Genomic DNA, 22,725 nt, shown 5'->3' on the forward strand with positions numbered 1-22,725 from the left:
TAACTGCCCGCCAATTTCAGCCCAGCCCCTTGTCCAGCATCCGCCGTGCCGAGCGCTGCACATGCTCGGCAATCACGCGGAACGCCGCCTCCATGCTGGTCCCCCGCCGCCACGCCAGCGCGACCGAGCGATGCGCCCGCCAGCCCGAAACATCGACCACACCCAGCCCCGAAAGCCCGCCCACATCGCTCTGCAGATAGAGCCGCGGCAGCACCGTCAGCCCCAGCCCGGACGCCGCCATCATGTGCAGGCTATCAAGGCTGGTGCCTTCGTAATCCGGGCTCAGCGCCATGTGATGCGCTTCCGCGATAAGCTGCGTCTCTCGGTGAAGGTGGTGCCGTGTATCGAGCGAAAGCAGCACCTGCCCCGCCAGCGCGTCCGGCTCGACCGGCCCCTGCGTCAGCGGACTGTCGACCGCTGCCACCAGATCGAGCGGTTCGCGGAAGAGCGGCTCGATCTCCAGATCATCGCCCCGGATCGGCAGCGGCCCGAGCATGACGTCAAGCTCCCCGCGTGAGACCTGCAGCGCCTGCTCGTCCGGAATGCCCTCGCGCACATAGAGCCTGAGGCCCGGCGCGGCGCGGTGCAGGTCGGCGATGATCGGCGATAGCAGATATGGGCCCAGGGTGGGCGTCGTCCCCATCCGCAAGGTTCCGGTCAGCCCCGTCGCGGCGGACCGCGCCAGTTCCTCGATCCCCAGCACTTCGCCAAGGATGCCGCGCGCCTTGGAAACGATGCTCCGCCCGATCGGCGTCAGGATCGCGCCCGTCGTCGAGCGTTCCAGCAGCCGCACGCCCAGCTTCTCCTCCAGCGCCTTTACCTGCTGGCTCAGCGCCGGCTGCGAAACATGGCTGATCCGCGCGGCTTCGGCGAAGGATCCGGTGTCCGCCAGCGCGACGAGGTATTGCAATTGGCGGATGGTGGTCATCCGGGGATATAACCACAGCCTATAGCCTCCAGACAAGAGTTGTAATTGGCGCTGCGCTGCACAATCGCGTAGACACGCTCCACCGGTTATCGGAAAATCAGAGCTCTCAGGGAACTTCATGGCTGCACCAACGCGGGTCGAACTGCGCGATGCGATACGATGGCTGGCCGAAATCATCGGACCGGACGCAGGCTATCTGCGCCTGGCGGTGGTCTATGGCATAGCCATAGGTCTGCTTTCGCTGGCCACCCCCATCTCGGTCCAGCTGCTCATCAACAGCGTGGCCTACACCGCGCTGCCTGCGCAGCTGTGGACGCTGGCCGGGCTCCTCTTCACGCTGCTGTTCGTCGTGGCGATGCTCTCGGCATTGCGGGTCTATGTGATGACGCTGTTCGAGCGGCGCCTGTTCGCCCGCATCGTGGCGGAGATCACCATCCGCGCGGTCCATGCGCGCGATCCCTTCTTCGGCGATGCGCGCCGGGCGGACCTGTTCAACCGCTTCTTCGATCTCACCGTCGTGCAGAAATCGGTGCCCAGCCTCCTCATCGGCGGCTTTACCATCGTGCTGCAATCCGCCGTCGGCCTGATCGTCACCAGCTTCTACCACCCGTTCTTCCTCGCCTTCAACGTGGTGCTGCTGCTTGCGCTGCTCGTGATCTGGCTGCTGTGGTCGCGCGGATCGATGACCAATGCCGTGGCGCTCAGCCACGCCAAGCACGATACCGCGCGCTGGCTCGAAAGTGTCGGCAGCTCCAACGGCTTCTACAAGTCAAGCCGCCACGTCGGCTTCGCGATGGACCGCTCCGAAGCGATGACCGCGAACTACATCGTCAAGCACAAGGCCTATTTCCGCTACAGCTTCGCGCAGACGCTGGCGTTCTTCACGCTCTACGCGACCGCTTCGGCCGCGCTGCTGGCGCTTGGCGGCAACCTGATCCTCGCTGGTGAACTCACCATCGGCCAGCTCGTCGGCGCCGAGCTCATCCTTTCCGGGGTATTCTACGGAGTCAGCCAGCTCGGCTGGTACCTCGATTCCTTCTACGACCTCGTCGCAAGCTGTGAGGAACTTTCCCTCCTCTACGGCATCACGCAGGAAAAGCTGCCGATCCCCAGCACGCAGGGGCCGCGCGACGGCGCCATTGCCCTGCGGGACGTCAAGCTCGGCGAGACGCATCTCAACTTCTCGCTCACAGCCGGCGAACGCCTCATCACCGTGCCCGAGCCCGGTGTGGAGCGCACCCTCTCGATGCTCCTCAAGCGCCACGTCGCACCCGAGCATGGCCTCGTCACTGTCGGTGGCTCCGATCTCGGCGGCCTCAACATGTATCTGCTGCGCTCCGAGATCATCGTGCTCGACCGGCCGACCATCGTCGAAGTCACCATCCGGGAATACCTCAGCCTCGCCATCTCCGACGCCAACTCCGAAAGCATCCTCGACGCGCTCGACGCGGTTGGCCTCAGCGAGCGCATCGCCAGCCTGCCCGATGGCCTCGACACTCCGCTTGCCTCGTCCGGCTGGCCGCTGACGGTGGGCGAAGTGATGGAGCTCAAGCTCGCCAACGCGCTGCTCGCCTGCCCCAAGGTCCTCGTGCTCGCCCCGGTGTTCGATGTGATGCCACCGGCGCAGCTGCTGCGCGTGCTCGAACGCCTCAAGGCAGCCGGCACCACCGTGCTCCTGTGCACCGCGCGCCCCGGCTCCTTCGCGCTCGACGGCTGGCTCTGGCTCGGCCGGCAGGAACAGATCCGCTTCGCCTCCGCCGCCGAACTTGTGGCCCATGTCAAGAATCGGGAGGCTGCACGTGCCCTATCGTCTTGAGCATATCGAGCACTTCCCCACGCTCGCTAAGATGAAGGCCCCGCGCGTGGTGGTCATCACCGCGTGGATGGTCCTCCTCGCGATCACCGCCGCCGCGCTCGTCATGGCCTTCGTGCCCTGGGTCCAGACCGCCAATGGCGACGGCCTCGTCGTCGCGCTCAATCCCGACGACCGCGCCGCCGATGTCTCCAGCCTCGTCAGCGGGCGCATCACCGAATGGTACGTCAAGGACGGCGAGCAGGTGAAGGCAGGCCAGCCCATCGCCCGCGTGGTCGATCTTGATCCCGATTACCTCACCCGCCTCGCCGCCGAACGCGCGCAGATCGAGGCGGAGATCGCCGCCGTCACCCAGTCGCGCGCCACGGCCCAGCTCGATGTGAACCGTGCCTCCGCGCTGTTCCGCGAAGGCCTTGTCGCCCGCCGTGACTACGAACTGGCGCAGATCAAGGTCGCCGAAGGAGGCGCCAAGCTCGCCGAATCGCGCGCAAAGCTCCAGCGCATCGACGTCCAGCTCGCGCGCCAGTCGAGCCAGGTCGTCCGCGCCCCGCGCGATGGCCGCATCCAGACTGTAAACGCGGCGCTCAGCGGCGGTGTCGTCTCGCCCGGATCGGTCCTCGCCACCGTCGCGCCCGAAACCGCTGAACGCGCCGTCGCGCTCTACATCGATGGCCGCGATATCGCGCTCGTTCGCCCCGGCCAGCACGTCCGCCTCGAATTCGAAGGCTGGCCGGCGATCCAGTTCAGCGGCTGGCCTTCGGTCGCGCAAGGCATCTTCGACGGCCGCGTCAGGGCGGTCGATCCGACCTCCGGTTCGGGCGGCCTGTTCCGCGTCCTCGTCGAGCCCACTCCCGGCAAGCGCCCCTGGCCAGACCTGCGCTTCACCAAGCTCGGCGCCAAGGTGCGCGGGTGGATCCAGATGGAAACCGTCAAGGTCGGCTACGAACTGTGGCGCCAGCTGAACGACTTCCCGCTGGAGTTCGACAAGGACATCAAGGCCTCGATCAGCGGCAAGGGCGCAAAGGAGGATGGCGCCTCCAAGGACGACGACGCGACCGTGCGCAAGGCAGGCAAGCCCAAATGATCCGCCGCCTTCTGCTGGCTCTCACGCTGCTGTGGCCCATGGCCGCAGCAGCGCAGACCGCGCCGCTCACGCTCGCCGATGTGCTGGACAGTTCTGCCACGCAGGCCCCGCAAATCGTCGAGGCGATGGCCCGCGTCCGCCAGGCCGAAGGCCGCGCCCTGTCGGCCGAAGGCGCGTTCGACACCGTGTTCGATGTCGACGCACAAAGCCGCGTGCTCGGCTATTATTCGGGCAGCTATCTCGAAAGCAAAGCCACCCGCCCGCTCACCGGCAACGGCGGTTCGATCTACGGCGGTTACCGCGTCAGCAGCGGCACGTTCCCGATCTATGAGGACAAGGCCTATACCGACCGCCTCGGCGAACTGAAGATCGGCGGCCTTTTCGCGCTCCTGCGCGACCGCGCCATCGATGAACGCCGCGGCCGCATTGCCATGGCCGCGCGCGATATCGACGCCGCCCGGCTGGAGCGCGAGATGGTCGCCATCGGCGTGCAGGCCCGCGCTGCCGCCACTTATCAGAACTGGGTCGCCGCCGGGCTTCGCCTCAAGGCCTACCAGTCGCTCCTCGATCTCGCCGAGCAGCGCCGCGCCGGTATCGCCCGGCAGGTCCAGCTCGGTGCTCGGCCCGCGATCCTGCTCACCGAGGCCGATACCAACATTGTCCGCCGCCGCGCGCTCGTCGTGCGCTCCGAACAGGAATACGCCGCAGCCGCCAACGCGCTCTCGTTCTTCTACCGCGACGAGAACGGCGAACGGCTCGTGCCCACGCCAGATCGCCTGCCCGCCAGCCTCCCGGGCTTCAAGCCCACGCGCCCGGGCCAACCGGCGGACATCGCGTCTGGCCGCCCCGACGTCCAGACGCTCAGCGCCCGCCTTGCCCAGTCCGAACTCAAGCTCGCGCTCGCCGAAAACGAACTGAAGCCGCGCCTCGATGTGCGCGGTGAGCTATCCTACGATGTCGGAAAGACCGGCCCCGGCGGCAAATCGCGCGACGGCGAGGAAGCAATCGTCGGCATCCGCCTCACCGTCCCCCTTCAGCGCCGCAGCGCCAAGGGCAAGATCGCCGAGGCCCGCGCCGAGATCGACGGATTGCGCACCCGCCAGCAGCTCGTGCGCGAACAGATCGCGGTTGAGGTGAAAGGCATCGCCATCGCGGTCGACGGAGCGGCCAAGACCGCCCGCCTCGCCGCCGATGAAGCCGCGCTTGCCGACGACCTCGCCGCCGCCGAACGCCGCCGCTTCGACCTTGGCGCCAGCGACTTCTTCCTCCTCAACATGCGTGAGGAATCCGCCACCGATGCGCGCGTCCGGTTGCTCGACGCCCAAGCACGCGCCGCTCTCGCCGGCATAGACCTTGCCGGCGCGACCGCTGATCGCGCCGCACTGGGCCTGCCAGACGGGCCGCTGCCCTAATCAGGGATAAAGGCCCTCCCGCTCATCCTGAGCTTGTCGAAGGGGGAAGGGTTTGGGGTGGGCAGGCGCAGCGCGCCTCAGCCCACGATCAAAGCGCCGCTTCGCGGAACGAAACCATCCCGCGCCGATCCTCGTCCCACAGCGCCAGGCGCAAGGTTCCGCACGCCTGCACCACGTTGAACCGGTTCAATTCCTTCAGCTGGGGATGCTTTTCCAGCACTTCGGGCAGGCGGTAGAACGGGATCTGGCTCGAAAGGTGATGGACATGGTGAATGCCGATATACCCGGTGAACCAGCCCAGAACCGCCGGCAGTGCGAGGTACGAACTGCCCTCCAGCGCGGCTTCATAAAACGACCAGTCGGCCCGTGGCTCCCAATAAGCATCGGGGAACTGATGCTGGACGTAGAAAAGCCATACCCCGAGCGACGCCGCGCTTAGCAGGATCGGGAAGAACACCAGCGCCGTCACGCCGAAGCCGAACAGCCAGAGCGGCAGCGCCAGCACCAGCGCCGTCACCAGATTGGAGCCCATCGCGCTCACCCAATAGCGCCAGCCTTCCTTCATCAGACCGATCGGCAAGCGGTGGCGCAGGAGGAACAGATACGCCGGGCCAAGCCCGAGCAACACCAGCGGATGGCGATAAAGGCGATAGCCAAGCCGCCTCAGCCACCGGCGCTCCCGGTATTCCCGCACCGTCAGCATGTCTACGTCGCCAAACCCGCGCGCATCGAGATTGCCCGTGCCCGCATGATGCAGCGCGTGCGAACGCCGCCAGCAATCATAGGGTGTCAGCGTGAGCACACCCAGCACCCGGCCGATCCAATCGTTGCCCGCGCGGCTGCGCAGGAACGAGCCGTGCCCGCAATCGTGCTGGATAATGAACAGCCGGAGCAGAAACAGCCCCGCCAGCGGGGTTGCCGCAAGCGCCAGCCAGTAACCCGCCTGCACGGCCACCGCGATCAGCGCGAACAGGCCAAGGAACGGCAGCAGCGTGATCGCCAGCTCCCACCCGCTCCGCACCGGCTTCGGATCGCGGAACGCCTGAAGATCCCGCGCAAGCTGCCGGGGATCAACCGGCGTTGACGCGGTGGTTTGGGGATGAACGACGGCGGGCTTTGGGAGGTCTGTAACGGTCACCCGTGGATCGCTAATTGTCTCTTTCGTTTTTGTCACGCGGGTTCGAAAGTGCTCCACAATTGTTCGTGCTCCGAACTGCATTTTTTGAGCGCCGAAAGAAGCCGGAAGCCGTTTGATGACCAACCCCTGTCCTACGCACCTGCACTGCGATACACTTTGCTGATGATCCGGAATTCGAGCAAATCTGGCCCCTGCATGCGCCCTCCCGCAGTGGGAAACCCTGCCGGAACCGCTCCGGGGAGTTTTGCCTCAGGACTGTGTCAACTGTGTCAACCTGACCTAAATTCAAACGGAGAGCCCTGCGCATGAAGGCCCTGACTACCACCGCCCTCGCGCTCGTGCTCGCTCTCCCCGCGGCAGCCCCGGCAACAGCAAGCGCCGAACCGGCCCGCACTCTGCTCCGCCCCGCGCAGGTCTTCGATGGCACCGATCCTGCGCCGCATCCCGGCTGGCAGGTGCTGATCGAGGGCGATCGCATCGCCGCCGTCGGTCCGAACCTCGCCGTCCCGGCCGGCACCGCCACCGTCGACCTCCCCGGCCAGACGCTCATGCCCGGCATGATCGAAGGCCACGGCCACTTGTTCCTCCACCCCTACAACGAAACGCCGTGGGACGATCAGGTGCTCCACGAACCGCTCGCCCTGCGCACCATCCGCGCCGCGAAGGCTGCCGAGACCACCCTGCGCGCCGGCTTCACCACTGAGCGCGATCTTGGCACGGAAGGCGCAGGTTATGCCGATGTCGGGCTCAGGAAGGCCATCGACAACGGGATCACCAAAGGCCCGCGCCTGCTTGTCGCCACCCGCGCCATAGTTGCGCAAGGGGCCTATGGTCCCAAGGGTTTCGAACCGGGTGTTGTCGTTCCGCAGGGCGCCGAGGAAGCGAGCGGCGTCGAAGGCATTGTTCGCGCCGTGCGCAACCAGATCGCGGCTGGCGCAGATGTCGTGAAGCTCTATGCCGATTACCACTACCGCCCCGGCGAACCCAGCCTGCCGACCTTCAGCCAGGCTGAAATGGACGCTGCCGTAGCCGCCGCGCACGATGCGGGACGCACCGTCGCGGTCCACGCCGTGACCGCCGAGGGGATACGCCGCGCCATCGCGGCCGGGGTCGATACGATCGAGCATGGCGATGAAGGAACGCCCGCCGTGTTCAAGGCGATGGCCGCCAAGCGCATCGCCTATTGCCCCACGCTCGCCGCGTCGGAGGCCATCGCCCGCTACCGCGGCTGGACCGATCCCGAACATCCGCCGGCCGGTGTTGCCGAAAGCCGCGCCGCCTTCCGCACGGCGATGGCGGCGGGTGTGCCGATCTGCATGGGCGGCGATGTCGGCGTGTTCGCCCACGGCGACAACGCCAGCGAAATGCGCGCGATGGCCGCTGCCGGGATGCCGCCTGCACAAGTTCTCATTGCGGCGACATCCGGCAATGCGCAGGCCTTCCACCTCACCGATCGCGGCGCGGTGAAAGCCGGGCTGCTCGCCGATCTGATCGCGGTGGAGGGAGACCCCACCCGCGATCTTTCCGCATTGGCTTCCATCAAGCTGGTGATGAAAGGCGGCGCGGTTGTCCGCTGATCAGGCGAGGTTGTTGCGCGCCAACGTCGTCCCCGCACGCCACGATGCGCCCACCTCGTGCCAGTACCCGGCGATCTTCTCCTGCGGCGCGATGTCGAGCAGTTCCTCGACCGGGGAGTCGAAGTAGGTAAGGTCGAAGTCGCCCTTGAAGCAGCGGCCAAGTTCCACGTCGAAGCTCGACATCGTCACGACTTCGTCGAGGCTCTGCGTACCATCCGTCTCGATTGTCGGCAGCCAGCGGTTGTGCGCCATCGGCAGGCCGTTGACGAAACCGGGCTTCTCTGCGGCTTCGGTGATCGTGAAGCGCCCTTCCGCCAGCCGCCGGTCGAACGCCGCCAGCGTCACACCGAACGTCCCGCCCGGCTGCAACCGCGGCCCCGCCTTGCCGACATAGACCGGGCGGCTCATCTGGATCGAACCGAGCTTCTTGGGATAGCCCTGATGCTGCCCGCGCAGCATCGCGAATTCCTTGTCCACCCAGATGTAGACGCAGCGTGACCAGGTCTTGCCCTGGAACTTGCAGCGCACGACGATGAACATCTCCTTGTACTGCACCCGCACCGGATCGAGGATCTGCGCCGGATCATCGGAGGTCGATTGCCAGTCCGCCCAGATCGCCGCGACCGCGCCGGGATCTTCGTCGGCAAGGCTGAAACCTTCGGGCAGCAGCGCCGCGATCTTCGCGGGGTCGGTGCGGTATTCCAGCGTGATGAGTTCGCCCGAATAGTGCCAAGGCACCGGCGGCACGATGCTCGCCTTGCCGCTTGGCGTGCGCGGATAGAACAGGCCCTTCAGGTCGCTCATGAATACCTCGTCTGGAAAATCTGCCTCTGCTTCTAGCGCCCCTGCCCCGCCAAGCTTGGCCGCAGCGGCCAATGCCTGTGGCGTCCTGCCCCGCTAAGGCGTAGCACAACTGGAAACGAGGGCTTACGCGATGACTACCGAATACCGCCGCATCCTGCTCGATGGCTACCCCATCCTCACCACGCGCCACGGCGATGAACTCGTCACCAAGGATGGCCGCAGCATCGGGATCGACGAGGCGGTGCACCTCGCGCCCTGCAACCCCAGCAAGATCATCTGCGTGCACCTCAATTACGAGAGCCGCGTGAAGGAGTTCATCACCAAGCTCCCGCCTGCGCCGACTTACTTCCACAAGCCGGTCACCGCGCTCAACACCCACAAGGGCGCCGTCGTCCGGCCCGAACGCTGCAAGTTCCTCAACTACGAAGGCGAGATTGCCATCGTCATCGGCCGCTCATGCCGCAACATCTCGCCCGAAGAAGCGGCGGACTACATCCTTGGCTACTCGGTCGCCAATGACTACGGCCTCCACGATTTCCGCGATACCGACGCCGGCTCGATGCTGCGCGTCAAGGGTTCGGACACGCTTTGCCCGATCGGCCCCGGCCTCGTCACCGGCTGGGATTTCCGGAACAAGCAAATCCGCACGATCGTCAACGGCGAGGTCAAGCAGGACGGCAACACGAGCGAGATGGAGTGGGACATGCACTACCTCGTCGCCGATATTGCCCGCACGATCACGCTCGAACCGGGCGACGTCCTCCTCTCCGGCACACCCGCCAACAGCCGCCCGGTGCAGCCGGGCGATGTGGTGGAAGTCGAAGTCGAAGGTCTTGGCAAACTGACCAACACCATCGTCCACGGGCCCACCCCTATCCGCGACGATTGCGGCGCGCAGCCGACCGAGTCCGAAGAAGTGATCTCCACCGCAATGGGCGGCGACTGGGAATTCCGCGGCAAGCGCGCGGCGGGCGGCCAGGGCGCCGCGTTCTATGAGTCAGCGCTCGAGACCAAGTGACGGCAAGCGCGGCGACTGTTAGGCTTGGCACCATGGCCGAACCCCAGATCGCCGCGCAGTTCCTGCGCCACGTGGCCAACTGCGTCGAGCTGACCGGCCATTCCGCTGCCAGCCTTCTCGCGCGTATCGGCGTCACGCGCGAAGTTCTGGAAGACCCGGACGGTCTCATCCCGCTCGCGCATTTTGTCTCGTTTTTCGAGGATGCGGCGGAACTTGTGCGCAATCCGCATTTCGGTTTGCATACCGGCCGTCTCGCCGGATCGGAAAGCCTTGGCCCGCTGAGCTTCCTGTTCCTCAGCGCGCCCGATCTGCGCACCGCCTTTGCCAGCTTCACGCGCTATCTCTCGACCATGCAGCAAGCGAGCCGCAACCATTTCGCCGATGAAGGCGGCTGGGCAACGTTTACGTATCAGGTGCTCGACCAGTCGCTCACCCGCCGGCGGCAGGATGCGGAATATTCCATTGCCGCCATGTTCAACCTCGCCCGCCAGTTCGCCGGGGGCGATCTGGAGCTGAGCGAAGTCCGCTTCGAGCACGAGCGCGTCGGCGATTATGCCCGCTATCGCGACTATTTCGGCTGCGATGTGTTCTTCGAGCAGGACTGCAACACGCTCACGCTGGAGGGGCGCTACCTAGACCGACGTGGCCGCGTGCTGAGCCCCAGCCTGCATCCCATCATCGAGGAGCATCTCCAGCGGCTGGCCGGGCGCGGGACCGACGTTTCGCTTGCAGGGCAGGTCAAGGCGATGATCGAAGCCGCGCCCTTCGATGCGCCGCCGGACCTCACCGAAGTTGCGCGCAGGCTGGGGCTTTCGGTCCCCACACTGAACCGCCGGCTTGCCGCCGAAGGCACCGGCTGGCGCGCGCTGGTCAGCGCCCAACGCATGGACGCCGCCGCCCGTCTGCTGCGCACAAGCCGCCGCAATGTGAGCGCCATCGCGCTGGATGTGGGCTTTGCCGAAAGCGCGAGCTTCACCCGCGCTTTCGCCCGCCATTTCGGTGTTTCGCCGGGGCGCTACCGCAAGGGTAGCGGCGGGGGCTAACACGTACCCCTGCCCCCTCGTCATTGCGAGCGAAGCGAAGCAATCCAGAGCCTTCAGCCAAGCCGCTCTGGATTGCTTCGCTTCGCTCGCAATGACGAAACTGGTGTGTACTGCGCAGTTTTGCGCGTCAGCCCGCCACCCGCCGCATTAGGCCGGTAAGGCGGTCCATCGCTTCGGCCAGCAGATCGTCCGGCATCGTCAGCGCTGGCAGGAACCGCACGACATTCCCGCGCATGCCGCATGAAAGCAGCAGCAGCCCGTCCTTCGCGCCTTCCGCCACGATCGCCTTGGTCAGTTCCGGATTCGGTCGGTCGGGATCGCCATCGTGGACGAGCTCCATCGCCACCATCGCACCGGGGCCGCGCACATCGCCGATCGTGCGAATTCCGCCCTGTTGCAGCGCGCGGAGCGTGCCCTTGATGGTGTTGCCGATGGTGACGGCGCGCTCGCACAGCCCATCGGACTCGATGATCTTCAGAACCTCCAAGCCCGCCACGCAGCCCAGCGGCGAACCGCCATAGGTGCCGCCCAGCCCGCCCGTCTCCGGAGCGTCCATCAGGTCCGCCCGGCCCATCACGCCCGAGATCGGGAAGCCGCCCGCCATGGCCTTGGCGATGGTCATGATATCGGGCGTCACGCCGGTCGCTTCGCGCACCCAGTCCATCGCGAACAGCTTACCCGTGCGCGCGAAACCGGACTGCACTTCGTCCGCAATCAGCAGGATGCCGTGCTTGTCGCAGATCTCCCGCAGCGCGCGGAAGAAGGCGTAGCTCGCGGTGTAGAACCCGCCCTCGCCCAGCACCGGCTCGAGCACGATGGCTGCGACTGCCGATGGTTCGATGGTCGAGGCGAAAAGCGCCTGCAGCGCCTCGACAGCCTGCTTCTCGTCAAACCCATGATAAGGGATCGGGAAGCGGGTGTGGTGCACATCGCCCGGAAGCGGGCCGAACCCGGCCTTGTAGGGCAGGACCTTGCCGGTCATCGCCAGAGTGAGCAGCGTACGGCCATGATAGCCACCCTGGAACGTGACGATCCCGCGCCGGCCAGTAGCGGAGCGCGCGATCTTCACCGCGTTTTCCAGCGCCTCGGCGCCGGTCGTCAGGAACACCGTCTTGACCGGCCCTTCGATAGGCGCCGCTTCGTTCAGCTGCTCGGCCAGCGCAATGTAGCTCTCGTAAGGCGTCACCTGGAACGAGCAGTGCGAGAACGCATCGAGCTGGCGCTTAACAGCATCGACAATGCGCGGGTCCGAATGGCCGGTGTTGCACACCGCGATGCCGGTCGCGAAATCGATGTAGCGATTGCCTTCCGCGTCGAAGGCCTCCGCATTCACGCCGCGCTCGAAGAAACGCGTGTGGATCGATCCGACCCCGCGCGGGACGGCAGCTTCGCGGCGGGCCCAAAGCTCGGCATTGTTGGTACTTGGGCTGGTCATGCGCCTATTCCCCCCATGAGGCAGTACTTGAGTTCGAGATATTCATCGAGGCCGTGGCGTGAACCTTCGCGGCCAAGGCCGGATTGCTTGATGCCGCCAAACGGGGCGACTTCGGTCGACAGGATGCCATCGTTGACGCCGACCATGCCGTATTCGAGCGCTTCCATCACCCGCCACACGCGGCCGAGATCGCGCGCGTAGAAATAGGCAGCGAGGCCATAGGGCGTATCGTTGGCGAGGCGGACGGCCTCCGCCTCGTCGGTGAAGCGGATCAGCGGGACGACGGGGCCGAAGATTTCGGATGTAGCGATCGTCATGTCGCCGCGTACACCGGTCAGCACGGTCGGCTCGAAGAAGCCGGCCCCCGCATTCGAGCGGTTGCCGCCCAGCAGCGCACTCGCGCCGCCGGCCAGCGCATCGCGCACGAGGCTGTCGACCTTCTCGACCGCCGCCGCATTGATGAGCGGGCCAATCGTGGTGCCGGGCTTGGCACCGTCACCTACCACCAGCGCCGCCACCTTGGCGCGCACGCGCTCGACGAAGGCATCGTAAACGCCGTCCTGCACCAGCACGCGGTTGGCGCAGACGCAGGTCTGACCGGCGTTGCGGAACTTGCTCGCCATCAGGCCATCGGCTGCGGCATCGAGATCGGCATCGTCGAACACGATGAAGGGCGCATTGCCGCCCAGTTCGAGGCTGAGCCGGGTCACGTTCTCCGCGGCCTGCGCCATGAGGATCTTGCCCACGCGGGTCGAGCCGGTGAAGCTCAGCTTGCGCACCTTGGGGTGGTGGCAGAACAGCGTGCCGACTGCGGCCGGATCATTGGACGGAGTGACGCGGAACAAGTCAGCCGGAACGCCCGCCTCGCGTGCCAGCGTCTCCAGCGCGAGGGCTGAAAGCGGCGTTGCCTCGGCGGGCTTGACCACGATCGAGCAGCCTGCCGCAAGCGCCGGGCCGACTTTGCGGGTAATCATCGCGATGGGGAAGTTCCACGGCGTGATCGCGGCGCAGGTGCCCACCGGCTGCTTGATCGTCAGCACGCGCTTGCCGGCGGCGAACGTCGGCACCGTCTCACCGTAGGCGCGCTTGGCTTCCTCGGCGAACCATTCGATGAACGAGGCGCCATAAGCCACTTCGCCGCGCGCTTCGGTGAGCGGCTTGCCGCATTCCGCGGTGATGATGGCGGCGAGTTCCTCCTGCCGCTCCATGATGAGCGTATACCAGCGGCGCAACACGGCAGCGCGGGCCTTGGCCGTTTCGGCGGCCCAGGCGGGGCGCGCTGCGTCGGCAGCATCGATGATCGCGCTGATTTCGGCGGGGGCGTATTCGCGCACCGTCGCGATCAGGCCGCCGGTGGCGGGGTTGTGGACGGCAAGGCCGGTGCCTTCCGGCACAGTTTCAAACACGGACAATTCTCCGAGGCAGATGGTCAGGTCGCAGCAAGCGCCGATAGCGCCTGATGCTTGCGGATGGGAACCAGTAGCAGCGCATAGCTCACGATAAACAGCGCCACGCAGAGGAGCTCGGCGGAGCGGTAGCCGCTGCCATCGAGCAACTGCCCTGCGATGAGCGGACCGCCGCCAAGGCCGATCATCTGCATCATGATCGCAAACGACATCATCCGCCCGCTCTCATCGAAATCGCAGACACGGCCGAGAATGAACGGCAGCACGAAGTTCCACAGCACGTTGAAGCCGCAGACGCCGACCACGAACAGGGTGAGGCTGGGCTTGCCGATCAACAGCGCGATGCTGGCGGAGCCCGCAAGGATGCCAAAGGCGATTGCTCCGTTGCGGCTCACATGGCCGGCGAGGAACACCGAGGCGAGCGCACCGCCCACCGCGAGGATCTGGGAGAGGAACAGCGCGTCCGCTACCGATTGTTCTGCAAGGCCCGCGCCGATGCCGACGAGAAACAGCACCGCCCATGCGATCCCTTGCGCCACGTTATACGCAAGCACCCCCGCCAGCGCGACGACCAGCAGCGGCGTCGCCAGCTGGCGCGCTTCGGGATTGACCATTTCCTCCGCCGAATAGGCGTGTGGCAGAAACGGCAGGGTCGCCAGCGAGGCCAGCGAGAGCACGGCAAAGCCGATGAACATCGCATCAAGGCTGCAGGCATCCAGAAACGCCGGCAGATACCACAGCCCGAACGCGCCATATGTCAGCAGCAGCGTCAGATAGAGCGCCAGATTGCGTTCGGCGCGGATGGTGACGCCGACGAAGGTGAAGCTGATCGATGTGATGGTCCCCTCGCCCAGCCCGGCGACAAACCGCGCCATCTCGAACCGCCCGCCGAGCGGTGCTCCGAGCGAGGCGAAGTCCCCCACCGCTGCGATAAGGAGGCCGCCCGCAACGACCCAACGCCAGTTGATCTGCGTGCCGCGCACCGCCATGAATATGGTCGCCAGTGCAACGCCGAGCATCTCGACGCCGGCAAGGTTCACTGCGGTCGCCTCGTCCACGTGCAGCTTGGTAACATAGCCCTGCACGATCCCCGGCTGGATGATGAACGATAGCACGCCGATCGTGCCAAGGATCACCGCGCAAAGGATTGCCTGCCAGCCATTGACGTCAATATCCTTGTTGCGACCATTGGGCCGCACGGGCGTAGCTGTCGCCATCTGCAATTGGACTCCCCGACTGTCCCTGACTGTCAGCGCCGACCTTGCATGGCAGGGGCGGGCTCGCTTGGCAGGATCGGACATTCCGGACCTTACGTCCATGCCCTTGCCTACGAAATTTTGGATCATCTTTTGATGATTTGGATCAATATTCAAAAACCGAGAATCGCTTAGCCTTCGCAGCAGAACAACACGTCACGTGTGCCCCGGGGAGACATCATGGCACCTGCGACCGTACGCGCCGCCGCAATGAACGGCTGGGAGAGCTTTCTCGAAAACACTGCGGCTGCGCCGATGCTCGGTGACGGCCCGCCACCGGACTCGATGCCGCTCGCCGAATTCGTCCGGTTTTCGGAGGATGTCGTTGCCCGTACACGCGATGTCGCGATCCCGTGGCTGGCCGGCGGCAACTACGATCTCGCCGCGCTTGGCCCCCTTGGCGATGCGATCAATTCCGCCGGGCGCGTCGGTTCGGCGCTGCGGCGGCTGGTAGACTTTTTCTCGCTGCTGCAGGACTGCACCGATATCCGCCTCGGGCTCGAGGACGACATGGCCTCGGTCAGCTACCGCATTCTCGATCCCGATATCTGGCCGCGCCACCACGATGCAATGTTCACGCTGGGCATCGTGAGCCAGATCCTCAAGCGAGGAACGCGGGGCCACTGGGACAAGATCGAGTTCGCGTTCGAGGCGGAAAGCCACGAAATGCGCGGCGATATCGGCAAGGTCGTCTGCGCGCCCTGCACGTTCGGAGCCGATACCAACCAGATCCGTTTTCCCGCGGCGATGCTCGATCTTGCCCTGCCGCAACCTGCCAATCCGCCGCTGGCTGATGTGCGCCAGCTCACCCGTTCGATCGTGAGCAAGCGGCGCGCGACCCCGCTGGTCGACCGGCTCAGCCAGATGGTGCTGCGCGATCTCAATTCCTGCGCCATCGAGCAGGAGCGCTTCGCCCGCGAGATGGGCATGTCGAGCCGCACCCTGCGCCGCAAGCTTACCGAGCAGGGCTCGTCGTTCCAGCAAGTGCTCGATGAATGCCGGATGCGGCAGGCCGTGTTCGAATTTCGCGTGCGCCCCGATTTGTCGATCGCGCAGATCGCGCTAAGGCTGGGCTATGCCGAGCACAGCAACTTCACGCGCGCCTTCCACCGCTGGAGCGGGATATCCCCGCAGGCCTATCGCGCGAACCTTGCCGCGACGGCCCACTGATCTTCAGGACCTGACATGACCCGACTGCTGCTGCTCGAAGGCAATACCGCGCCCAAGCGCGCCCGCGCCCATGAACTGGGCGTGCGCACCTCGAGCGAGATCTATATCGAGGCGATTGCCGCGCACTATCCGGACATCTCGCTCGATGTGCTGAACGGCGCGGACGAAGGCGAAGCGATCCCGGGCGGGCGCACCTGGTCCGATTATGCGGGCTTCGTCGTCACCGGCTCGGCGCTCCATGCCTATGACGCAGAATTTGCCGTCACCAACCAGATCGAACTGCTGAAGCAGGCGGCTGAAGCGGGGCTCCCGATCTTCGGCTCTTGCTGGGGCCTCCAGATCGCCGCCGTCGCGGCGGGCGGTGAAGTGGCGTTCAATCCGAAGGGCCGAGAAGTCGGCTTTGCGCGCAAGATCCTGCTCAATGATGCGGGCCGCGCGCACCCGATGTTCAAGGGCAAGGCTGCGGTGTTCGATGCGCCCTGCATCCATTATGACGAAGTGATCCGCCTGCCGGACAGCGCGACCCTGCTCGCCTCCAACGCGCACAGCGAAATTCAGGCTGCGGTGATACCCTTAGCAAACAGCGAAGTGTGGGCGGTGCAGTACCACCCGGAGTTCGACCTCGGGCAGCTGGTGCAGCTCTACACGCTCTATGCCGAGGACATGGTCACGCAGGGCTTCTTTGCCGACATGGCAGAACTGGTCGCTTACCGCGAGAAGCTGGAAGCGCTGGCGGCTGATCCGGCCAATGCCGGCCTCGCTTGGCAGTTGGGCGTGGACGAAGACGTGCTGGAAGATCGCACCCGCCGCGCGGAAATTCTGGCGTGGATCGAGGCTAAGGTGCTCGATCGCTGAGTAACTGCCCCTCCCCGCCGGGGAGGGGAGTCACGCCTCACATATCAAACCAGACATGCACCTGGCTGGTGCCGGTCGCGTTCTCGTAGTCCGAGAACTGCCGCCCCTTGGCCTTCCAGTCGCGCCCGCCGCAGGCCGCCGCCATCATCAGGTAGTGGCCGAAGCGCGCCTCAGGTACGTGGCGCAGATATTCCGGCATCGTATCGATGACCGCCGCGTGGTTGCCCTCCGCGAACCAGTGCAGGCGTTCGAGGTCCGCCTCGCGCGCTTCGGGGGTGGAGATGTGGATCGGGTCCGAAGCCTCATGCTGCGCAATCTGATCGAACGGCCAGAACCGGTGACTCATCGAACCGCTGGCGATCAGCACTACGCGCTTGTCAGATTCGCGGATGGCCTGCCCGATGCCTGCACCCACGGCGAGGAAGTTGTGCGGCTCGGCCGAATAGGCATGGCTCACCGAAATCCACTTTTCGTCGCCTTGCAGGAAGGTCGAGAGATTCACGGTGGGATAGTGGATAGGCAGGTTCGGATCATCGATCGCATTGGTGCGGACGCCGTGCTGGGTCGCGCGTTCGGCCATCGCGAAAGCCAGTTCCGGGCAGCCGGGAATATCATAGGGAATCTGGCGCATACCGCGCGGCAATTCATCCGACGTGAAGTGCCCGCTGCGCCGTGCCTGCGCAGCAATGCAGAACTCGACGATGGTGAACCAGTGCGTGTCGAACAGCACGATTACATCGGGCTTCAGCACATCGAGGACTTCGCTCTTCAGTCGGTGAAGACCCGGTACAAGGCTGATTTCCTTGCCTTCGTTGAGCGCATAGCGATCCTCCTCGGACATCATGATGGTCGGCGCGTGCGCGACCAGTCCGGCTCCGATGATCTCACCCATGCTGCAGCTCCCTCTAATGCGGTACACCGCCCCAATAGGCCCGCTGCGCGCCTATCAGAAGGCCCCGGCCGAACTCTGTCCGCTTATGCCAAGTCCCTTGCCCACACCTGCGACTAGCACGACAAGCGAACAGGAGAGGTTCCCATGCCCTTTGCATTTTCGCGCTCGGTCGATCCCCATGTCGATCTGTCGTCGCTCGACGCCTTCAATAATGGCGCGCCATTCGAGACTTTTGCGCGCATGCGCCGCGAGGATCCGATGGCGTGGTCCGAAATGACGAGCGGCGAAAAAGGCTTCTGGTCGGTGACGCGCCATGCCGATCTGCTTGAGCTCAACCGGCAGGCCGATCTCCTCTCTTCCGCGCGCGGTATCCGCATGGAAGATCAGACCATGGAGGAAGTGGAGGCGCGCAAGACCTTCCAGGAAACCGACGCGCCGCACCATCGCGGCTTCCGCGCGCTTGTCTCCAAGGCTTTCGCCAAAGGCACGGTTGCCCAGTTCGAGGACCAGATCCGCAAGATCGTCACCGAACTGCTCGATGTCGCGCTGGAGGAAGGCGAGTTCGACGCTGTCGACCGGATCGCCCGGCGCCTGCCGATGCAGATGCTCGCGCAGATCATGGGTGTGCCGCAGGAAGACGGACCGTGGCTCGTCGAAAAGGGCGACGCGCTGATCTCCAATGCGGACCCGGATTACACCGATTTCGTCGTTGATCAGCTCGACGGCGATGCCTACCGCATGCTGCCGTTCCGCTCGCCTGCCGCCGTCGACCTGTTCGACTATGCGAACAAGTTATTGGACCGCATGGACGCGGGCGAACAGATCGGCGTGCTCAATCTGGTGCGCGAGAAGACCAACAGCGGCACGCAAATGTCGCGCGACGAATTCCGCAACTTCTTCTGCCTGCTGGTCGCCGCCGGAAACGACACGACGCGCTATTCGATCTCGGCGACCATCCATGCGCTCGCCAATGATCCGGCGCTGCTGAAGCGGCTGCAGGCTGGCGAATTCCACAGCTGGGAAGGCGCGGTCGACGAGATGATCCGCTATGCCTCGCCCACCACGCACTTTCGCCGCACCGCGACGCGCGATTTCACCTTCCATGACAAGCAGGTGCGCGAAGGCGACAAGGTGCTGCTGTGGTTCATTTCGGGCAACCGCGACGAGACCGCGATTGCCGATCCCTACCGCATCGACCTTGGCCGGGAGCGCAATCCGTTCCTGTCGTTCGGCCAAGGCGGCCCGCATATCTGCCTCGGCATGTGGCTGGCGAAGCTCGAAGTCGCCATCGTCATGCAGGAACTGGCGAAGCGCCTGACCGCCATCGAGCAAGTGCGCGACCATGCCTTTTTGCGCAGCAACTTCATTCACGGCATAAAGCATCTGCCGGTTCGCGTAACGGCGCGCTGAAGGGGAGAGTAATGAACCGCATGTCCAAGATCGCTCCGGGCGAAGTACGCGCCGAAGGTTTCGAACGCTGCCGCATCCTCTTCGCAGACCAGCTCAATCTCGCGCGCGGCAAGTATGTGCCGATGAGCGAGGCGAGCAAAGGCCACGCCCGGATGTGCGTCGGCACGTTCGCGGTGACCTATGACAAGGCTCTGGTGGCGGCCCCCGGCGGCGGTCTCCTCACCGGTCTGCCCGACATGGAGGTCGCTTTCGACCCGGCGGACCTGCGCCCGTCGTGGGAAGCGAACACGCAGATCGCACTTGGTTCGCTGCGCTTCCAGAACGAACCCTTCGCGTTGTGCGGCCGCTCGGCATTGGCCCGCGCGATCGAGGCGTGGCGCGCGCGCGGGCTCGATCCGATGGTCGGGATCGAGATGGAAGCCTATGTCTTCCAGCGCGGGGCAGACGGCGGCTGGGTTCCCTATGACACCCCCGGTGCGTTCGTTTATGGCACTGGCCCCTTCGCCGATCCGGCCGGGTTGATCGAGGAAGTGTGGGCAACCGCGGCAGCTTGCGGCATTCCCATCGAATCCATCAACGCCGAATACGACGCACCGCAATTCGAGCTGACCTTGCGCTATGCCGATGCGATGAAGGCGGCAGACGATGCGTTCCTGTTCCGCCAGATGGCACGCGAAGTGCTCTACAAGCGCGGCTACCTGCTCTCGTTCCTGCCCAAGCCCTTTGCCGAAAAAAGCGGCAGCGGGCTGCACTTCAACCTGAGCTTCATGCAAAAGGACGGCAGCAACGTTTTCGCCAACGACGTTGCGAGCGGCCAGCTTTCGCCCACGATGCAGGGCGCGATTGCGGGCATGCTGCACCACCATGAGGCGCTTTCCGCAATCATGGCGCCGCTGACGCAAAGCTACGCACGGCTCCAGCCCGCGAGCCTTTCGGGCTACTGGGCCAACTGGGGCATCGATCACCGCAGCGTCACCGTGCGCGTCTCGGCTGAAACCGGCCCCGCCGCCCGTATCGAACACCGCCTCGCCGATTGCGCAGCAAGCCCCTATTTTGCAATGGCCGCGCTGCTGCAGGCCGGCCTGCTCGGCCTCGAGAACGGCTATGAACTGCCGGGTGAGGAAGTTAACGACGGACTTGAGACGATCAGCACTGATCGCCACACCCCGCACGATCTCGGCTCTGCGCTCGATGCGCTGGAGGCTGACACCGTGCTCTCCGCCGCAATCGGGCAGGAGCTTGTCGACAACTTCATCGCGATCAAGCGCGAGGAAGTGCGCATCCTTGAAGGCAAGTCCGCCGAGGAGCAGACCGCCTACTACCTGCACTACATCTGAGAGCAACCATGCGCGACCGCATCGATATCGACGGCATTTCCGTCTCGCCCGACCACTTCATCGGCGGCCAGCGCGTCACTTCGGCGGAAACGTTCGAAACGCGCTGCCCGTTTGATTGGGACCGCAAGCTTGCCGACATGGCGCGGGGCAATGCGGAAACGGCAGCGCTTGCTGCAGAGGCTGCAAGTGCAGCATTTCCCGCCTGGGCCGCGCTGACTGCCGCTGAACGCGGGGCCTATCTGCACCGGCTCGCGGACTTGATCGAGGCCAATGTCGAGAAGCTCGCCATGGTCGAATGCCTCGACATGGGGATGCTGCTCGAAAGCCTGCGGCTGCGGGTTATCCTGCGCGGTGCGGCCAATTTCCGAAACTACGCCGACCTTGCCACGAACCACGAGGAGCGCGTCTGGTCCTCGCGCGGTACGCTCAACCGCGTGATCCGCATGCCGGCTGGCCCGGCGCTCATCATCACCCCGTGGAATGCGCCTTTCATGCTATCCACCTGGAAGTGCGCCCCTGCCCTCGCGGCGGGCAACACGGTGATCCTGAAGCCTGCCGACTGGTCGCCGCTGTCGGCCTCTGTGCTGGCAGATCTGATCGCCGAGGCGGGCTTCCCGGCGGGTGTGTTCAACATCGTGCAGGGCCTTGGCGCGGAGCTTGGCAACGCGCTCACCTCAGACCCCCGCATCAAGCGCATCAGCTTCACCGGCTCGGTCCCCACCGCGCGGATCATCGGCAAGGCGGCGGCGGAAAACATCGTCCCCTTCACGGCGGAACTTGGCGGCAAGTCCCCCCTTCTCGTCTTCGCCGATGCCGATCTCGATGCTGCTGCCAAGAAGGCGGCCGGACAGTTCGATGACAGCGGGCAGGTCTGCATGGCCGGCACGCGCATCATCGTCGAGGAAAGCATCAAGGACGCGTTCCTCGAGAAGTTTCATGCCTATACGGATGCGCAGGTCATGGGTGACAGCCGCGATGCGGCGACCACGATGTCGGCCCTCATCCACCCCATCCATGCTGACCGCGTACTCGGTTTCATCGACCGCGCCCGCGCTGCGGGGGACACCATCGTGCGCGGCGGCAAGCGCTTCAGGGAAGGCGCGAACTGGATCGAGCCGACGCTGATTGTTCCCAAGGACAACCAGAGCGAAGTCGTCCAGAACGAAGTATTCGGCCCCGTCCTCACCTTCCAGACTTTCAGGGACGAAGCCGAAGGCGTCGCGCTCGCCAATTCCACCGCCTATGGCCTGTCAGGCATCGTCTACACCGGCAGCGAAGAGCGCGCCCAGCGTGTTGGCCGGTTGGTGCGCGGCGGCACGGTGTGGGTGAACACCTTCCTCGTGCGCGATCTCACCGCACCGTTCGGCGGCATCGGCATTTCCGGGATCGGGCGTGAAGGCGGCGACTACGCGCTCGACTTCCACTCGGACCTGAAGACGCTGCAGATCCTTGAGGGCAGTGTAGCCTAGGCAGGCTGGAAGCTGCGCACGATATCGATGAACGAGCGGATCGCGATATGCTCAACCGCAGGCATCCGCTGCGCAAACGGCATCTGATATCCGGCAAAAACGGTGAGGCCTTCCATCGAGGCCGAGATGAACAGCCCAAGGTCGAGCCGGTCCTTCTCGGGCAGATCGGGCCGCATTTCCGCGATGATCTCGATCAGCGGCGCGCGGGCGCGGTCGTAAAGTTCGTGGACACGTTCGTAGACAAACGCATCGTGGTTCGCGAGCGCCCAAAGTTCCGGGAACAGCCGCGTTGTCTTCTTGCTGCCAATGTCTTCGATGATGAGGTTGCACAGCCGTGTCAGGCGCTCTTCCGGCTCAAGTCCCGGCGCGTGGACGATGGCGCCGAACTCGACTTCGTAGCTGCTGATAACCGCGTTGAGCAGCTCGCGGACGAGATCCTCACGGGTCGGGTAGTGGTAGGTAAGATTACCGAGACGCATGCCGCAGGCACCGGCGATTCGGCGCATCGACATGGCGCGGTAGCCTTCCTCGATCAGGATGTGCAGCGCGGTACGCAAGATCAGCTCTCGCGTTTCATACCCCTTCGCATACCCACCCTCACGCCCGGGCATAAGCAGGTCAGTGACCAGCTTCGGAACGCCATCCATCTGTATCTCCAGCATTTTCCTGCGGAACCAC

Annotated in this window: 19 protein-coding genes; 11 read left to right on the plus strand and 8 right to left on the minus strand. The window is 65.1% G+C overall.

The features are described 5' to 3' along the window. Nucleotides 1-16: 16 nt before the first annotated feature. The gene (locus NSE01_RS02250; RefSeq protein ID WP_147157987.1) at nucleotides 17-928 is read right to left on the minus strand and encodes a LysR family transcriptional regulator; all 912 of its coding nucleotides are present in this window, start codon (nucleotides 926-928) and stop codon (nucleotides 17-19) included. A gap of 118 nt (nucleotides 929-1,046) precedes the next feature. On the opposite strand from NSE01_RS02250, the gene NSE01_RS02255 reads away from it, so the two are divergent. Genes NSE01_RS02255 through NSE01_RS02265 form a run of 3 tightly spaced genes read left to right on the plus strand, consistent with a single transcriptional unit; the run spans nucleotide 1,047 to nucleotide 5,237 of the window. Then, nucleotides 1,047-2,744 carry an ATP-binding cassette domain-containing protein gene (locus tag NSE01_RS02255; RefSeq protein WP_147157988.1) on the plus strand — a complete coding sequence of 566 codons (1,698 nt, stop codon included), beginning with the start codon at nucleotides 1,047-1,049 and terminating at the stop codon, nucleotides 2,742-2,744. A gap of 31 nt (nucleotides 2,745-2,775) precedes the next feature. Further along, nucleotides 2,776-3,825, plus strand: a complete 1,050-nt coding sequence (locus NSE01_RS02260; protein WP_147158035.1) for an HlyD family secretion protein — start codon at nucleotides 2,776-2,778, stop codon at nucleotides 3,823-3,825. Beyond that, the gene (locus tag NSE01_RS02265; RefSeq protein ID WP_147157989.1) at nucleotides 3,822-5,237 is read left to right on the plus strand and encodes a TolC family protein; all 1,416 of its coding nucleotides are present in this window, start codon (nucleotides 3,822-3,824) and stop codon (nucleotides 5,235-5,237) included. The genes NSE01_RS02260 and NSE01_RS02265 overlap by 4 nt, the downstream gene beginning before the upstream one ends. Before the next feature lie 88 nt (nucleotides 5,238-5,325). On the opposite strand, the gene NSE01_RS02270 is transcribed toward NSE01_RS02265, so the two are convergent. Beyond that, the gene (locus tag NSE01_RS02270; RefSeq protein ID WP_246134989.1) at nucleotides 5,326-6,375 is read right to left on the minus strand and encodes a fatty acid desaturase; all 1,050 of its coding nucleotides are present in this window, start codon (nucleotides 6,373-6,375) and stop codon (nucleotides 5,326-5,328) included. Nucleotides 6,376-6,680: 305 nt separating this feature from the next. Between NSE01_RS02270 and NSE01_RS02275 the strand changes: the two genes are divergently transcribed. Continuing rightward, nucleotides 6,681-7,952, plus strand: coding sequence for a metal-dependent hydrolase family protein (locus tag NSE01_RS02275; protein WP_147157991.1), 1,272 nt, complete (start codon nucleotides 6,681-6,683; stop codon nucleotides 7,950-7,952). Here the strand turns inward: NSE01_RS02275 and NSE01_RS02280 are convergent, their stop codons facing one another. Continuing rightward, nucleotides 7,953-8,756, minus strand: coding sequence for an acetoacetate decarboxylase family protein (locus NSE01_RS02280; RefSeq protein ID WP_147157992.1), 804 nt, complete (start codon nucleotides 8,754-8,756; stop codon nucleotides 7,953-7,955). Nucleotides 8,757-8,886: 130 nt separating this feature from the next. Here NSE01_RS02280 and NSE01_RS02285 point away from each other — a divergent pair, with 130 nt between their 5' ends. Together NSE01_RS02285 and NSE01_RS02290 are read left to right on the plus strand one after the other, a co-directional pair. Beyond that, nucleotides 8,887-9,774: a fumarylacetoacetate hydrolase family protein gene (locus NSE01_RS02285; RefSeq protein WP_147157993.1), complete on the plus strand. Its 888-nt coding sequence runs from the start codon at nucleotides 8,887-8,889 to the stop codon at nucleotides 9,772-9,774. Between the two features lie 32 nt (nucleotides 9,775-9,806). Beyond that, entirely contained in the window at nucleotides 9,807-10,817 is a 1,011-nt protein-coding gene (locus NSE01_RS02290; RefSeq protein WP_147157994.1) for an AraC family transcriptional regulator, read from the plus strand. Between the two features lie 127 nt (nucleotides 10,818-10,944). Here the strand turns inward: NSE01_RS02290 and gabT are convergent, their stop codons facing one another. Genes gabT through NSE01_RS02305 form a run of 3 tightly spaced genes read right to left on the minus strand, consistent with a single transcriptional unit; the run spans nucleotide 10,945 to nucleotide 14,875 of the window. Then, on the minus strand, nucleotides 10,945-12,252 hold the full coding sequence (gabT, locus tag NSE01_RS02295; protein WP_147157995.1) for a 4-aminobutyrate--2-oxoglutarate transaminase: 1,308 nt from the start codon (nucleotides 12,250-12,252) through the stop codon (nucleotides 10,945-10,947). Further along, on the minus strand, nucleotides 12,249-13,658 hold the full coding sequence (locus tag NSE01_RS02300) for an NAD-dependent succinate-semialdehyde dehydrogenase (RefSeq protein ID WP_281289457.1): 1,410 nt from the start codon (nucleotides 13,656-13,658) through the stop codon (nucleotides 12,249-12,251). The genes gabT and NSE01_RS02300 overlap by 4 nt, the downstream gene beginning before the upstream one ends. 23 nt (nucleotides 13,659-13,681) lie before the next feature. Continuing rightward, nucleotides 13,682-14,875, minus strand: a complete 1,194-nt coding sequence (locus NSE01_RS02305; RefSeq protein ID WP_147157997.1) for an MFS transporter — start codon at nucleotides 14,873-14,875, stop codon at nucleotides 13,682-13,684. A gap of 219 nt (nucleotides 14,876-15,094) precedes the next feature. On the opposite strand from NSE01_RS02305, the gene qhpR reads away from it, so the two are divergent. Then, a complete protein-coding gene (gene qhpR, locus NSE01_RS02310) occupies nucleotides 15,095-16,084 on the plus strand; it encodes an AraC-like transcriptional regulator QhpR (protein ID WP_147157998.1) in 990 nt (329 codons plus the stop codon). 15 nt (nucleotides 16,085-16,099) lie between these two features. Next, the gene (locus NSE01_RS02315) at nucleotides 16,100-16,939 is read left to right on the plus strand and encodes a type 1 glutamine amidotransferase (RefSeq protein WP_147157999.1); all 840 of its coding nucleotides are present in this window, start codon (nucleotides 16,100-16,102) and stop codon (nucleotides 16,937-16,939) included. Between the two features lie 37 nt (nucleotides 16,940-16,976). Here NSE01_RS02315 and NSE01_RS02320 read toward each other — a convergent pair whose 3' ends face one another. Continuing rightward, entirely contained in the window at nucleotides 16,977-17,831 is an 855-nt protein-coding gene (locus NSE01_RS02320) for a 3,4-dihydroxyphenylacetate 2,3-dioxygenase (protein ID WP_147158000.1), read from the minus strand. Nucleotides 17,832-17,975: 144 nt separating this feature from the next. Between NSE01_RS02320 and NSE01_RS02325 the strand changes: the two genes are divergently transcribed. Genes NSE01_RS02325 through NSE01_RS02335 form a run of 3 tightly spaced genes read left to right on the plus strand, consistent with a single transcriptional unit; the run spans nucleotide 17,976 to nucleotide 22,047 of the window. After that, nucleotides 17,976-19,241 carry a cytochrome P450 gene (locus NSE01_RS02325; RefSeq protein WP_147158001.1) on the plus strand — a complete coding sequence of 422 codons (1,266 nt, stop codon included), beginning with the start codon at nucleotides 17,976-17,978 and terminating at the stop codon, nucleotides 19,239-19,241. A gap of 11 nt (nucleotides 19,242-19,252) precedes the next feature. Then, entirely contained in the window at nucleotides 19,253-20,578 is a 1,326-nt protein-coding gene (locus NSE01_RS02330) for a type I glutamate--ammonia ligase (RefSeq protein ID WP_147158002.1), read from the plus strand. An 8-nt stretch (nucleotides 20,579-20,586) separates the two neighbouring features. Continuing rightward, the gene (locus tag NSE01_RS02335) at nucleotides 20,587-22,047 is read left to right on the plus strand and encodes an aldehyde dehydrogenase family protein (RefSeq protein WP_147158003.1); all 1,461 of its coding nucleotides are present in this window, start codon (nucleotides 20,587-20,589) and stop codon (nucleotides 22,045-22,047) included. Here NSE01_RS02335 and NSE01_RS02340 read toward each other — a convergent pair. After that, nucleotides 22,044-22,694 (minus strand): TetR/AcrR family transcriptional regulator, encoded by a 651-nt coding sequence (locus NSE01_RS02340; RefSeq protein ID WP_147158004.1) that lies wholly within the window; start codon nucleotides 22,692-22,694, stop codon nucleotides 22,044-22,046. The genes NSE01_RS02335 and NSE01_RS02340 overlap by 4 nt on opposite strands. Between the last annotated feature and the right edge of the window lie 31 nt (nucleotides 22,695-22,725).

The sequence above is a fragment of the Novosphingobium sediminis genome, assembly GCF_007991615.1.
Lineage (GTDB): Bacteria > Pseudomonadota > Alphaproteobacteria > Sphingomonadales > Sphingomonadaceae > Novosphingobium > Novosphingobium sediminis.